The sequence below is a fragment of the Leisingera sp. SA215 genome, from assembly GCF_055902035.1.
The window spans coordinates 461,458-475,522 of sequence record NZ_JBVVXU010000001.1; the positions used below are offsets into that span (position 1 = coordinate 461,458).

At 59.5% G+C, this 14,065-nt stretch carries 13 protein-coding genes and 1 tRNA gene; 7 read left to right on the forward strand and 7 right to left on the reverse strand.

Features of this window, described 5'->3' with window-relative positions; genetic code table 11:
• Positions 1–9: 9 nt before the first annotated feature.
• Complete coding sequence (guaB, locus tag AC0KW6_RS02200) at positions 10–1,458, reverse strand: IMP dehydrogenase (protein ID WP_323782525.1); 1,449 nt, start codon at positions 1,456–1,458, stop codon at positions 10–12.
• A 185-nt stretch (positions 1,459–1,643) separates the two neighbouring features.
• Here guaB and AC0KW6_RS02205 point away from each other — a divergent pair, with 185 nt between their 5' ends.
• From AC0KW6_RS02205 to AC0KW6_RS02215, 3 genes are all read left to right on the forward strand, one after another.
• Positions 1,644–2,810 (forward strand): CaiB/BaiF CoA transferase family protein, encoded by a 1,167-nt coding sequence (locus tag AC0KW6_RS02205; protein WP_474033955.1) that lies wholly within the window; start codon positions 1,644–1,646, stop codon positions 2,808–2,810.
• A 146-nt stretch (positions 2,811–2,956) separates the two neighbouring features.
• Positions 2,957–5,005: an ASKHA domain-containing protein gene (locus tag AC0KW6_RS02210; RefSeq protein WP_474033956.1), complete on the forward strand. Its 2,049-nt coding sequence runs from the start codon at positions 2,957–2,959 to the stop codon at positions 5,003–5,005.
• Between the two features lie 73 nt (positions 5,006–5,078).
• Positions 5,079–5,152: transfer RNA gene (locus AC0KW6_RS02215), tRNA-Gly, on the forward strand.
• Positions 5,153–5,230: 78 nt separating this feature from the next.
• Here AC0KW6_RS02215 and AC0KW6_RS02220 read toward each other — a convergent pair.
• Complete coding sequence (locus tag AC0KW6_RS02220) at positions 5,231–5,428, reverse strand: hypothetical protein (protein WP_474033957.1); 198 nt, start codon at positions 5,426–5,428, stop codon at positions 5,231–5,233.
• 834 nt (positions 5,429–6,262) lie between these two features.
• On the opposite strand from AC0KW6_RS02220, the gene AC0KW6_RS02225 reads away from it, so the two are divergent.
• From AC0KW6_RS02225 to AC0KW6_RS02235, 3 genes are all read left to right on the forward strand, one after another.
• Complete coding sequence (locus tag AC0KW6_RS02225) at positions 6,263–6,448, forward strand: hypothetical protein (RefSeq protein WP_474034222.1); 186 nt, start codon at positions 6,263–6,265, stop codon at positions 6,446–6,448.
• A gap of 2 nt (positions 6,449–6,450) precedes the next feature.
• Entirely contained in the window at positions 6,451–6,882 is a 432-nt protein-coding gene (locus tag AC0KW6_RS02230) for a Calx-beta domain-containing protein (protein WP_474034212.1), read from the forward strand.
• A 301-nt stretch (positions 6,883–7,183) separates the two neighbouring features.
• Complete coding sequence (locus tag AC0KW6_RS02235; RefSeq protein ID WP_474033958.1) at positions 7,184–7,522, forward strand: hypothetical protein; 339 nt, start codon at positions 7,184–7,186, stop codon at positions 7,520–7,522.
• 45 nt (positions 7,523–7,567) lie between these two features.
• Here the strand turns inward: AC0KW6_RS02235 and pgi are convergent, their stop codons facing one another.
• The 3 genes from pgi to zwf are packed head-to-tail and all read right to left on the reverse strand — an operon-like array spanning position 7,568 to position 11,336.
• Positions 7,568–9,175 (reverse strand): glucose-6-phosphate isomerase, encoded by a 1,608-nt coding sequence (gene pgi / locus AC0KW6_RS02240; RefSeq protein WP_474033959.1) that lies wholly within the window; start codon positions 9,173–9,175, stop codon positions 7,568–7,570.
• 17 nt (positions 9,176–9,192) lie between these two features.
• Positions 9,193–9,864 carry a 6-phosphogluconolactonase gene (pgl, locus tag AC0KW6_RS02245; protein WP_474033960.1) on the reverse strand — a complete coding sequence of 224 codons (672 nt, stop codon included), beginning with the start codon at positions 9,862–9,864 and terminating at the stop codon, positions 9,193–9,195.
• Complete coding sequence (gene zwf / locus AC0KW6_RS02250; RefSeq protein ID WP_474033961.1) at positions 9,861–11,336, reverse strand: glucose-6-phosphate dehydrogenase; 1,476 nt, start codon at positions 11,334–11,336, stop codon at positions 9,861–9,863. The genes pgl and zwf overlap by 4 nt, the downstream gene beginning before the upstream one ends.
• Before the next feature lie 148 nt (positions 11,337–11,484).
• Here zwf and AC0KW6_RS02255 point away from each other — a divergent pair, with 148 nt between their 5' ends.
• Entirely contained in the window at positions 11,485–12,438 is a 954-nt protein-coding gene (locus AC0KW6_RS02255; RefSeq protein ID WP_474033962.1) for a radical SAM protein, read from the forward strand.
• 22 nt (positions 12,439–12,460) lie between these two features.
• Here AC0KW6_RS02255 and AC0KW6_RS02260 read toward each other — a convergent pair whose 3' ends face one another.
• Both AC0KW6_RS02260 and AC0KW6_RS02265 read right to left on the reverse strand, forming a co-directional pair.
• Positions 12,461–13,702 (reverse strand): hypothetical protein, encoded by a 1,242-nt coding sequence (locus AC0KW6_RS02260; RefSeq protein WP_474033963.1) that lies wholly within the window; start codon positions 13,700–13,702, stop codon positions 12,461–12,463.
• Positions 13,703–13,756: 54 nt separating this feature from the next.
• On the reverse strand, positions 13,757–14,026 hold the full coding sequence (locus tag AC0KW6_RS02265) for an usg protein (protein ID WP_323779668.1): 270 nt from the start codon (positions 14,024–14,026) through the stop codon (positions 13,757–13,759).
• Positions 14,027–14,065 lie beyond the last annotated feature (39 nt).

The following is a 14,065-nucleotide window of genomic DNA, read 5'->3' on the forward strand; positions in this document are numbered from 1 at the left end:
ATCATCAGCTTATCCAGCCCGGTAATTCGGTGCTTCGCGGGTGATCTGCACATCGTGCACATGGCTTTCCTTCAGCCCGGCGCCGGTGATACGGACAAAATTGCAGTTCTTGCGCATCTCATCCACAGTCGCACAGCCGGTATAGCCCATTGCTGCGCGCAGACCGCCGACCAGCTGGTGAACGACCGGACCTGCCCCGCCTTTGTACGGGACCTGGCCCTCAATGCCTTCGGGCACCAGCTTGTCGCTGGCGGCATCTTTCTGGAAATACCGGTCAGCCGAGCCGCGTGCCATAGCGCCCATCGAGCCCATACCCCGGTAGGATTTGAATGAACGGCCTTGATACAGGATCACTTCACCCGGGGATTCATCGGTGCCGGCGATCATTGAACCGACCATGGCACAGGATGCACCAGCCGCGATCGCCTTGGCAAAATCTCCCGAGAATTTGATGCCGCCGTCGGCGATCACCGGGACATCGCCTGCAGCCTCTGCGCAATCCATGATCGCAGTCAGCTGGGGCACGCCGACACCGGCCACCATGCGGGTGGTGCAGATCGATCCCGGACCAATGCCGACCTTGACCGCATCGGCACCCGCATCGATCAACGCGCGGGTGGCTTCGGCTGTGGCGACGTTCCCGGCAATCACCTGCACCGCGCCATACTGCGCCTTGATCCGCTTCACTGCGTCGATCACGCCCGCCGAATGGCCATGGGCCGTATCCACAACGACGATATCGACACCGGCGTCGATCAGCGCTTCGGAACGTTCAAAACCGCTGTCGCCAACCGAACTGGCGGCAGCAACCCGCAAGCGGCCCAGCTCATCCATGCAAGCGGTCGGGTGCAGCACTGCCTGTTCAGTGTCTTTTAGGGTCAGCAGGCCCGTCAGCCTGCCATCCTTGTCAGAGACCAGCAGTTTTTCGATCCGGCGCGCCTTCATCAGCGATTTGGCTTCTTCCAGGTCGGCGGGCTCCTGCAGCATTGCCAAATTGTCCGAGGTCATCATCACAGACACCGGTGTGCTGTCGTCTGAGGCAAAGCGCATGTCTCGGTTTGTGACAATACCGACCACGCGCCCTGCGCCGTCCACCACCGGGAATCCGGTCACCCGATAGCGCTCCTGCAGCGCCTTGGCGTCGGCCAGGGTCTGGTCTGCGGTCAGCGTGATGGGGTTATAGACGATACCCGAGATAAAGCGCTTGACCCGGCGCACTTCGCGGGCCTGCTCTTCAACGTTCAGGTTTTTGTGGATTACCCCCATGCCGCCGGCCTGGGCCATGGCAATCGCCATGCGTGACTCGGTCACCGTGTCCATTGCCGAGCTTAGAAGCGGGATGTTCAGCGACACCGATTGCGTCACCCGGGTGCGCGTGTCAGCGGTATTGGGCAGCACGCTCGACGCGCCTGGCACCAGTAGAACATCATCAAAGGTGAGAGCCTCACGAATCTGCATTGGTCATCCTCATGCATAACCCCGTTTGGCGGTGACCCTATGGCACAGAACCAACCGGGGGGAAAGAGGCGCGGGCAAGAATTCCTGCAGTGCAGCAATCTCTTTGGTGCTGTTCTGATCTGGGTCAAGGCGTGCTGGCCTGCATGGCGTGTTAGAAAACCTGCAAAGATGATGCAGGATTTGCCATGCCCGCCCCACTGGAAAACGTCACTGTTCTGGACCTCACCCATGTTCTGGCCGGTCCTTACTGCTCAATGATCCTTTCGGATCTCGGTGCCAAGGTCATCAAGGTCGAACGCCCCGGATCAGGCGACGACACGCGGGCATTTCCACCATTTAAGGATGGCGAAAGCGCATATTTTGCCACCATCAACCACGGTAAGAAAAGCATCGCGCTCGACCTGAAGACACCGGACGATCGCACCGTCTTTGAGCGGCTGCTGGCGCAGGCCGACGTGCTGCTCGAAAACTTCCGTCCCGGCGTGATGCAGCGGCTGGGCTATGGCTGGGAGGATCTGCACACCAGATACCCGCGGCTGATCTATGGCGCTGTGTCCGGCTTTGGCCACTCCGGTCCCGATGCTCAGAAACCGGCCTATGACATGGTGGTCCAGGCCCGCGGCGGGGTGATGTCGATCACCGGTGAAAAAGACCGCGACCCGGTGCGCGTCGGTGCCTCGATCGGCGATATCGTTGCCGGCATGTTCCTTGGGCACGGTATTCTGGCAGCACTTCTGGACGTAGCGAAATCCGGCGAGGGCCGGTTTATCGATGTCGCCATGCTGGACAGCCAGCTGGCGCTGCTGGAACACGCCATCGCCATCACATCGGTCACCGGCAAAGCCCCCCAGCCCTCAGGCGCCCGGCACCCGTCGATCACCCCGTTTGAAACCTTCCACGCATCAGACGGGCTGTTTGTGATTGCCGCTGGCAATGACGCGCTGTTTGTCCGGCTCTGCGACGCGCTGCGGCTTCCACTGGCCAGGGACCCGCGTTTTGCCAGCAATCCGGCGCGATGCGAAAATGCGCGCCTTCTGAAACGCTTGATCGAAGCGATAACCTTAGGGAACAGCAAAGACCACTGGATCGGGGTTCTGACCGGGGCCGGCATTCCGACAGGGCCGATCCAGACAGTGGATCAGGTAATGCTGGATCCGCAGATCCTGGCCCGCAATATGGTCGTCCAGATTCTAGGCAGAAACGGCAAATCTGCAAATTTGTCAGCTGGAAATCCAATAAAGATGAGCGGACTGGAAGACCCTGAAACCCGCGCCCCGGCCCCGCAGCTGGATGGGGACCGGGCAGAGGTTCTGGCGTGGCTGGAAGAGGTTGAGGCAGAAGCCGTCCCCTGACCGTCGGCCTGCCGAAAAACCGCATCCCAAAGTCATCAAATTTGGAAAAATGGCGCCAGCAGACGGGAAAATGCCGCCCCTTGCCTTTCGTCTGCCGCAAAAGCCCATATGCTCCGCCTAAATTGCGGAATGAGAAGGCTACAGGCATGACTGACGAACCCCTCGTTGTGTTTACCCCATCCGGCAAGCGCGGGCGTTTCCCCGCGGGCACGCCGATCCTCACTGCCGCCCGGCAGCTTGGGGTCGACCTCGACTCGGTCTGCGGCGGCCGCGGGATCTGCTCGAAATGCCAGATCACCCCCTCCTATGGCGAGTTTTCCAAGCATGGCGTGACCGCCGAGGAAGGCGCGCTCAGCGAATGGAACAAGGTTGAACAGCGTTACAAGGACAAGCGCGGCCTGATCGACGGCCGCCGTCTGGGCTGCCAGGCCACCGTCCAGGGCGACATCGTCATCGACGTGCCGCCGGAAAGCCAGGTCCACCGCCAGGTGGTGCGCAAACGCGCCGAGGCGCGCGACATCACTATGAACCCCTCCACCCGCTTGTTCTATGTCGAGGTGGAAGAACCCGACATGCACAAGCCCACGGGCGACATGGAACGGCTGATCGAGGCGCTGGATGCCCAATGGGGCCTCAAGGGCGTCAAGACCGATCTGCATATCCTGCATACGCTGCAGCCCGCCCTGCGCAGAGGCGGCTGGAAGGTCACAGTGGCCGTGCATCTGGGTGACGAAAGCCACCCGCCCAAAATCATGCATATCTGGCCCGGGTTCTACGAAGGCACTGTTTATGGCCTGGCGGTCGACCTTGGCTCCACCACCATCGCCGCGCATCTGTGCGATCTGAAGACCGGCGAGGTGGTCGCCTCCTCCGGCATTATGAACCCTCAAATCCGTTTTGGCGAAGACCTGATGAGCCGGGTCTCTTATTCGATGATGAACAAGGGCGGCGATCAGGAAATGACCCGCGCCGTGCGCGAAGGCATGAACGCCCTGTTCACCCAGATCGCGACTGAGGCTGAAATCGACAAGACACTGATCGTGGATGCGGTCTTTGTCTGCAACCCGGTAATGCACCACCTGTTCCTTGGAATCGACCCGTTCGAGCTGGGCCAGGCACCATTTGCGCTGGCAACCTCCAACGCGCTGGCCCTGCGTGCGGCGGAACTGGACCTGAACATCCACCCGGCTGCCCGCGTCTATCTGTTGCCCTGCATCGCCGGACACGTCGGTGCCGATGCTGCTGCGGTCGCCCTGTCCGAGGCACCTGACAAATCCGAAGATCTGGTGCTGGTTGTTGACGTCGGCACCAATGCGGAAATCCTGCTCGGCAACAAGGAAAAGGTGCTGGCCTGTTCGTCCCCCACCGGCCCGGCCTTTGAGGGCGCGCAGATTTCCAGCGGCCAGCGCGCAGCCCCTGGCGCCATTGAGCGGGTCGAAATCAACCCGGAGACCAAAGAACCGCGGTTCCGGGTGATCGGTTCGGAAATCTGGTCGGACGAGGACGGCTTTGCCGAGGCCATCGCCACCACCGGCATCTCGGGCATCTGCGGATCCGGCATTATCGAAGCGATTGCCGAGATGCGTCTTGCCGGTGTGCTGGACGCCTCCGGCCTGATCGGTTCGGCAGAACAAACCGGCTCGGCCCGCTGTATCCAGGACGGGCGCACCAACGCTTACTTGCTGTGGGACGGCTCCGCCGACGGCGGCCCGACCATTACGGTCACCAACCCGGATATCCGCGCGATCCAGATGGCCAAGGCGGCGCTTTATTCCGGTGCGCGCCTGCTGATGGACAAGTTCGGCGTCGAAACGGTAGACCGGGTGGTTCTGGCTGGTGCCTTTGGCGCGCATATCTCGGCCAAGCACGCGATGGTTCTGGGCATGATCCCCGATTGTGTTTTGGACAAAGTCACCTCTGCCGGCAACGCCGCCGGCACCGGTGCCCGCATTGCGCTCCTGAACACCGAAGCGCGCAGCGAGATCGAGGAAACCGTCCGCAACATCGAGAAAATCGAAACCGCCGTGGAGCCCCGCTTCCAGGAGCATTTTGTAAACGCGTCGGCCATTCCGAACTCGGCCGAACCGTTCCCGATCCTGGCCACCGTGGTGACCCTGCCGCAGGTGAACTTCAACACCGGAGGCGGTGATGGAGAAGGCGCTGGCGGAGGCCGCCGTCGCCGCCGCCGCGGCTGATACTTCCGCAGGAAAATACGCTGCAGCGCCTCTTGACGTCATTGGCGCTGCAGCATACTCCTGCATCGCACAGGCGGGTATGATGTAATGGTAGCCTGTCAGCTTCCCAAGCTGAACGCGCGGGTTCGATTCCCGCTACCCGCTCCAAGACGACCGCCTTCCCATCTTTCAGATCGCCAGACCCAATCAGCCCCTTGTGGCCAATGCAGGAAGGGACGACCCTTCCTAGCCTGCGGGAGCGTTTAACCCGGCGCGGTTCTTTACCGGTTTGACGCTCCGCCTCACCCTACGACCCTCCATTTCAAATACCCCTGCAGGCATTCCGCCAGAATTGCCGGCGGCCAGGCGATTTAGTGCTGAAAGTGCCGGGAACACCTGAAAGAAGAAAACAACGGCGTTGGCAACGGACGTGCCGTCAGTCATGACATTTAGAAACGATAATTCCCCGTAAAAGGCAAAACCCTGGCGCTACCCTTACATTGCCCCTTAACCAACAGGGGCAGCGGCCCGCAGGTGACGAATGATTTTTTAACCAGTTGTGCGGGCCGCACCGCCGAAAGAAAACCGCTTTGCCGCTGCAGCGTGCCGAGAGAGATGGCGCATTGCCCATCTTTGTCCAAGTGCCGCTGAAAGCCGTTAACTAAGTTCCCGGACGACTGGCTTGGCATACCTCATCTTCTCCACCGTTTAGACAACAGAATCACTTGCCAACGTTCAGGGATTTTAAGGACAATGCGCAAGATCCTCTGCTACTGCTGACAAGAACAACCGCACGACATTACCTTTTGACGGTATCTCACGCGTTGGGTGTTGTTGATTATTTGGGTAATTGGGGATGGTTCTGGCGATGCACTCTGCCTGTCACGGCAGAGCAAAATGCATTCTGGAAATGCTAATCTATTGAAAACCGGCTGTGCCAGCACTGTCTTGTTAGTGGCGGGGCGGCAGCTTTTCGCCTGCCAGCCGAGATATCCGTTCTTCCATCGGTCCCGCTTTGCAGCGGCTGGGGTGCTGGTACTGTCAGGGGCCGCCAAAGGCTGTATCGCAGCGCGACTGCGGGATGCCAGGCGGCTATTGTAACGCTCAGCTAACGGCGGTGCAGGCCAGCAGGGTGCAATATCGCGACCATCAGAATCGCGTCCGCAGACGCGACTGAAAGCCTAGGAGCCGGGTTCGGCGGCATCCTGACCTTTTCTCCGGGTGAAATTTCCAAAACGGTAGAGGTGCGGGTCAGGCACGACAACCTTTCTGAGACCGATGAAAGCTTTGGCATCGAACTGTTTGCCCCCCTCCAGCGGCGTGTTCACCGGCAGCTCCGAGGTTCTGCGCAGCGATGCCTTTATCCTTGATGATGACGGCGTGGATTTGGACCCCAGCATCCAGATGACTTCAACTCAGCCTGAGGCCCCGCTCAAGGCAGCCGGTTTGCAATCATTGATATAACCCTGTGCGCCCTTTTTCCGCAGCGCAGAGAAGTCTGCTGCACCACCAAAGACAACGCCAAGGCCGGGCAAGACTACGTGGAAACCAAAGGGGCATTAACCTTTGCACCAAGTCAGACCACGGCCGCTGTCAATGTGGAACTGCTGCCGTATTACCCGGCTGAAGGAACTGAATCCTTCTCAATGGTGCTGAAGCAAAGCAGCTTGCTGCCCGGATTGAACGAGGCCGGCAACATCACTGCCGCGAAGGGCCAGGTCCTAGACGACGACATCAGGGGAACAAGCAAAAAGGACGATATCAACGGCGCGGGCGAGGTCAGCTTAGATACCGCCCGTTCACTTTTGGAAATCAACCTGGTCGGGGATCCGGCTGCTGAAATGAGAATTGATTTCGATGGTCTAAATGTGTTCGGTGCACGGGATCTGATATTCTGAATGCGGCGGCAGTTCGAGCCGCTTGCACACGCTGAAAGTTGCACCGCCAAAATGGCCTTACCGCATTCAAGCCAATACCGCGTGATTTCGAAATTTGTGCTAGCCTGACGCTGCGCGTCTGCGCGGTGCAGGCGGGCAGTTTCGAGAGGGTACCAGTATGACACGGCATTTTTTGTCAATGGCACTATTTTGCGCCTTCAGCGCAGGAAACGGAATTGCGGGCACGTCCTGGGATCAGTCAGGCACTGGAACGGGTATCTCAACCAGCTCTGTCACTGAAATCGCCGAAGGGCACATGGTGATGCAAATCAGCAGTTCCTATGAGAATGTGGAAATGGCAGATGCCGGCCATCCGATGAACGGAGCGGCAGGGCCATGTTTCGGAGCGGTCGAAGTTGCGTCCGGGAACGTTGGCGGCGGTGGCATTTGCGCCTTCACCGACAGCGCCGGTGACAAGGTCGTGCTGCATTGGACCGCTGAGGCGATGGATCCGTCCGGTGCCCTGACCGGCAGCTGGAAACTGACTGGCGGCACCGGGCACTGGTCTGATGCTGAAGGCGGCGGCGGCTTCTCCTCATTGACAGATCCGGAAACCGGGAAATTCGTCAACACCATTACCAGCAGTGTGACAATGCCCTGAACTGACGCCAGGGCTTGCCCGGGCCGGCCTGCACATAGGCCTGCCTCAGGCTTTGAACTTGCGCACGAAGTCCAGCAGGGCCCGGGTGGACCCGTCCTTTTCCGCATCACCGTTCGCTCTCGACAGAAGCGGCAACAGGGAGTTTGCCAGCTCCTTGCCCAGCTCCACACCCCATTGATCGAAAGAGTTGATGCCAAGAATCACGCCTTCGACGAACACCCGGTGTTCATAAAGCGCAATTATCTGGCCCAGCACATAAGGTGTCAGCTGCGGATAGATCAGCGTGGTCGACGGCCGGTTGCCCGGGAAAACCCGGTGGCGCGCCTGGCGCTCCAGTTCGGTGCCCGTATACCCGGCGGCCCGCATCAGCGCACAGGCATCATCCAGGCTGCGTCCGCGCATCAAAGCTTCGGATTGGGCCAGGCAGTTTACCACCAGCAACCGGTGATGCTGCTCCAGCTCCGGCTCATGCCCATTGGCTGCAACCAGAAATTCCGCAGGCACGACGGAGGTGCCCTGATGCAGCAGCTGATAAAAGGCATGCTGCCCGTTGGTGCCCGGCTCGCCCCATACGACCGGTCCTGACAGGTGGGGCAAAGGCGAACCGTCCATCGCTACAGATTTACCGTTTGATTCCATTTCCAGCTGTTGCAGATAGGCCGGCAGGCGCCGCAGCCGCTGGTCGTAGGGCAGCACGGCGCGGGTCGGATAGCCGCAAACCTGATTGTGCCACACTCCGGTCAAGGCCAGCATCACCGGCATGTTCTGTTCCCAAGGCGCTGCACGGAAATGATTATCCATCGACTTACCGCCTGCCAGGAACGCCTGGAAATGATCCGGGCCGACCGCCAGCATCAAGCTCAGCCCGATCGGGCCCCAAACCGAATAACGCCCGCCAACCCAGTCCTCAAATCCGAACACATGTTCCCGCGGAATGCCGAAATCCGCGGTTTCCTCCTCGGATGTCGACAACGCCAGGAACTGGCGCGCAGGGTCACCGCCGCCGGACTCGACCCAGCGCCGCGCGGTCGCGGCATTGGTCATAGTTTCAACCGTGGTAAAAGTTTTGGAGGCGACAATCACCAAAGTAGTTTTTGGATCAATCCGTTGCAGAATATCGTGAATGTGAGCGCCGTCGACGTTGGACACGAAATGGCACCGCGGCCCATCGTGATACGGTGCCAGCGCCAGCGCCGCCATGACCGGCCCCAGGTCAGAACCGCCGATGCCGATGTTCACAACATCGGTGAACGGGCCGCCAGGGCCTGCCAGTTTGCCTGAACGCACATGCCGTGCCAAACGCTCCATCCGCCCGAGCGTCGCGCGCAGAGGTACGCGGATGTCCTCTCCGTCAACAATCAACTCAGGACCGTCGGGGTCCCGCAGCGCTGTATGCAGCACAGCACGCTGCTCAGTTTCATTAACCTTTCCGCCTTCAAACATGGCTTCACGCCGCCCGGCTACATTCTGCCGGTTGCACAATTCTATCAGCCCGTCGCGCACCGCGGCAGTGATCTGTGTCTTGGAGTAGTCGAACAGAAGTGTTTCAAACCGCACGCTGAACATGTCAGCGCGGTTCGGGTCGTCTTCAAATAACTCGGAAATACTCTCACTGCATTGCTGGGAACGCAGCGACTTCAAGTCCTTGAACATATCAATCTTTCCTGAATTCAAGGCGCCCAATGCACGGTTACCTCGGACATTACGGCCTGGACCGGTGCAGTTTCCGGCGGCAATGCCATTGCCTGCTCAAGCGCCCGCCGTTTGGCGTCGCCGAAAATCACCAAATGTTTGGCTATGGCGGAATCCAGCACCCGTGCTGTCAGGCTGATGCGTGCTTCAGGCTGGCTGTCCGGCCGCATGACGATAAGAGCAGGCGCATCGGCAGCCAGCGCGGCCTCGATCCCATCGGTGCCGGGAAACAGCGAGGCGGTGTGCATGTCCTCGCCCATGCCCAACAGCAGCACGGACAGCGGCAGTTGCGGAACAACCTGGGCTTCCAATTCCGCAAGCACCGCTTCGGGCTGCCCCTCCGGCACATGAAACGGCAGCAAGTGCGCCGCAGCCGCCCGGTTTTGCAGCAGCCGAGCGCGGATCATCCTGGCATTGGAACGCGCGCTGTCTGCAGGCACCCAGCGCTCATCAGTGGCCATCACCTGTACCCGGCCCCACTCAATATCGGCGGCGCAAAGGGCGTCGAAGATCAACCCCGGGGAGGTGCCGCCGGGCACCGCGAAAGAGGCCGCATCATGGGTGAGCAGATGGGTTTTCAGATCGCCGGCAATTTCATTTGCGACTTCGATCGCAAGCATATCCTGATCAGGGTATTCGTTGAATTTCATGGGTTTATCCCTCTCCATTCACGCCCGTCGCGGCGCATAAGCAAATCGGCATCGCCAGGTCCGGTGCTGCCGCTCTCATAGGGTTTAGGCACATCGCCGCGGGACTTCCAGCCCGCAATCAGCGGATCCGTCCAGGCCCAGGCCGCCTCAACCTCGTCCCCCCTCATAAACAGCGTCTGGTTGCCGCGCACAACATCCATGATCAGCCGTTCATAAGCATCAGGCGGATCGCCGCCTTCAGGCCCCAGCGCCTCTGCAAAGCTCATGTCCAGCGGCACGTCGACCAGGCGCATTCCGCCCTGCCCCGGTTCTTTGATTGTCACGCTCAGTGTGATGCCTTCATTGGGCTGCAGGCGGATCTTCAGGTGGTTGGCATGGCGCCCGGCCTCGGCCCCGAAAATAGAATGCGGCGCGTCCTTGAACATCACGTTTATCACCGAGGACCGGTTCACCAGCCGCTTGCCGGTGCGCAGATAAAACGGCGTGCCCGCCCACCGCCAATTACTGATATGCGCCTTCAGCGCGACATAACTTTCGGTGCTGCTGCGCGGATTGCAGACCAGCCCACGGTAGGAGGGATGCGGATCTGACGGGTCAAGCCGCGCCTGATACTGGCCGCGCACGATGTGGTGCGGCTCTACCGGATCCAGCGCGCGGATCACTTTCAGTTTTTCGTCGCGTACCGCGTCGGGGTCAAACTTGGCCGGCGGTTCCATTGCGATCAGGCACAGCAACTGCATCAGGTGGTTCTGCATCATGTCGCGCATGGCGCCGGCCCGTTCATAGTACTCCTCGCGCCCTTCGACGCCGACCGTTTCCGCCACAGTGATCTGGATGTGATCGACATACTGGCTGTTCCACAAAGGCTCGAACAGCATGTTGCCAAAGCGGACAGCCATCAGGTTCTGAACCGTTTCCTTGCCCAGATAATGGTCGATCCGGTAGATCTGGCTTTCATCGAAATGGCTGGCAAGCGTCCGGTTCAACTCCTGCGCAGAGGCCAAGTTCCGGCCGAACGGCTTTTCCACAACAATCCGCGTATCGGCATTGGCCAGCCCATGGCCGTGCAGCCGCTCTGCGAGCGGCCCGAACAGACCCGGCCCCACCGAGAAATAGAACATGCGGACCGGCGCCTCACCGGCCGGCCGCAACTGGCGGCTCAACTCCTGCCAGCCCGCCTCCCCAAGCGCGTCCAGCGCGATATAACTGACCCGCTCGAGAAAAGCCTCAAGCGCCCCGCCGCCGCACGCCTTGGTGCCTGCGTGCGCGCGCACCGCTTCGGCCACGATTGTGCGGTATTCGGCATTGGACAAACCGGCGCGCGCGGCCCCGATGATCCGCTCCGCCCCTGTCAGCTGGCCAGCGCAATGACGGCGGAACAGGGCCGGCAGGATCTTACGCTGCGCAAGATCGCCAGTGCCGCCAAAAATCACCAGGTCAAACGGGTCGACCGGTATCACACGCGAAACCATTCTTATTCTTCCTGTCTAACTGTCTAAGCCGGTGCAGGCGCAGCACACTGCCGCTCACATCCCTGTCATGTGCCCGCCCGGCTGCTTTCAATTCCGGCACAGTATAAGGTAGCTTGCCGCGAAAGGAACTGCCCCAAAGGACATCCGCATGAAAGACCTGCAAAAACCCGTTGCGAACCTAGGCAAGTTTCAAGACGCCTTTGTGACGGCAAATGGTCAGACGCGCGCTTCGGTGCCGCTCACCAATCCGGAGACCCTTTGGTTCAACACCGGCACACTGTGCAATATCGAATGCACAAACTGCTATATTCTCAGCTCTCCCGCCAATGACGCGCTGGTCTATCTGACCGAGGCCGAAGTGCAAATCTTTCTCAGCCAGATCGGGGACCGCAACTGGCCAATCCGGGAAATCGGCTTTACCGGCGGCGAGCCGTTTATGAACCCCGGGATGATTGACATGGCCCGGGCGGCGCTGGAACGCGGGTTTGATGTACTGATCCTGACCAATGCCATGCGCCCGATGATGCGCAAGACAGTGCAGGCCGGATTGCTGGCCCTGCGGGAGGCGTTCGGGGACAAACTGACACTGCGTATCTCGGTCGATCATCACTGTGAGGCACTGCACGACAAGGAACGCGGCACCGGCAGCTTTGCCAAAACCATCCAAGGCATGGAGTGGCTGCGCGATAATGGCGTCCAGATGACTGTGGCCGGCCGCACCCTATGGGACGAAAGCGAGGCGGACGCCCGGGACGGCTATGCGGCGCTGTTTGCCGCACATGGCTTTGCCATTGATGCGTACAACCCGGGTCAGACCATCTTGTTCCCGGAAATGGACGAAACCGTGGAAGTGCCCGAAATCACCTCCGACTGCTGGAGCATCCTGGGAAAATCCCCTGACAGCGTCATGTGCGCCTCGTCCCGCATGGTCGTCAAACGCAAAGGGGCCAAGTCGCCCGCAGTGCTGGCCTGCACGCTGCTGCCCTATGCGCCGGAGTTCGAGATGGGCGAAACCCTTGCCGAAGCAGAACGCCCGGTGCAGCTGAACCACCCGCACTGCGCAAAGTTCTGCGTTCTGGGAGGCGCCAGCTGCTCCGCTTAGCGCCCCCTCCTTCGAGCTGGTTTCAGTAGTCCCAGCTGCCCACAGTGAAATTGCCGGCTGTCAATTCAACATCCGTTGAGAACTCGACCAGGACGTTGCTGCCGTAATAAAGCCTGTCCGCGTCGTTATCCATAAACAGCCGGTCTTCTTCCGAAGCCTCCCATTCCTCCCGGTCGAACAGAACGTCTGTGTCCCGCGGAACCGTTCGGCGGGCTTCTTCGCGGTCAAACACAAACACATCTTTTGCAGCGGAAAAATCTTCGACGACTGCAACGGTGGAATAGGCATCCAATTCCACAAACAGACGATCCTTGCCGCCGCCCGTCCTGATCGTATCCGCAGCGTTCGAAAAGCTGCCGGTCAGCACATAGATGTCATCCGACCCGCCGCCAGCATTCAGATATTCCGAATGCATGCCTTCCAGAACGACTGTGTCAGCACCTTTGCCGGTATTGATGACCGCGTCCAGCCCGCCCGGCGAGGTGACTGTCGAACCGTTGATGACAACTATGTCTTTCCCTTTGCCGGTTTTCACTTCGATGTCTGCAGTAACGCCCCAATTGCCGTTAAACTCGAAATAATCCTTGCCGCTGCCTGTGTTTACTTTCAGGTCGTTCACGTTGGCGTTCGCGGTGTACAGAACACTGTCCGCGCCCGCGAATGTGTTGACACGGATGCTGTTTTCATTCGCGTCAGCCTGCTGAAAGATATTCAGCGTGTCGTCCTTCATCCCGCTCCGGATCGTGAAGTCGCCATTTTCCGTGTTTCCGTAAAGAAACATGTCATAAAACCAATGTTCAACCGAAATAACGCTGGTTTCTATAGTATCCAGATCCAGAGTGGAGCCGCCTGACATGACCGCAGATACTTGCGATTTTACAGTGTCGTAACCGCTGCCGCCATCAAAGCTGAGCTGACTGTACCTAGTGAGATTGTCACTTTCGGTGGTCACGCTGAAACTCAATAGATCGAGCGTGTCATCGCCGCTGCCGCCAAAGAAACGGTCGGTCAGATCCGGAATATCAACCCCATCCGGATCGTGACTGTACAGCGTGAAATAATCGTCGCCGCCCCGCCCGTAAAAACTCTCCCGGATCGTCGAGGACGCCGCATAGAAGTTTCCAAACTGGTTTCCAAAAAAATTCTTGCGCATAAATACCTGCCTGATTTCAGTGCGCCCCGGGGTCGGTACGGGAATGCCGGGGACCGGCCCCCGGCCGGGAGCTTCAAACACGCATAGGGTTAAGACGAACCCTCCATACACGCAACGGCAAAGAAAGCCCTACGGCCTTGTAATCAGGTTAAAATGCCAGCTGGCTCAATGCAGCTGAAACTCTCCAACCACGTTACGCCATTCTCCCGGGCCAATCATCTTGCGGTGATTGAAGCGGACTGAATGCAGCGGGCCGTCAATTTCCCGTTGCCAGAACTCAATAAATTCAAACAACCGCGGATGATCCGGGGCAAGGTCGTACTCCTGCCACACAAAGGTGTTCAGAACGTGGATGTAATCGGGCATACAATAGGTGAACTCCGCCGTGGTCAGCCCGTATCCTTTCAGCATCAGCTCGGTCTCAGTGGTCGCCATTTACAGCCTCCAAAAATTGCCCCCTCTTACTGATGCTAG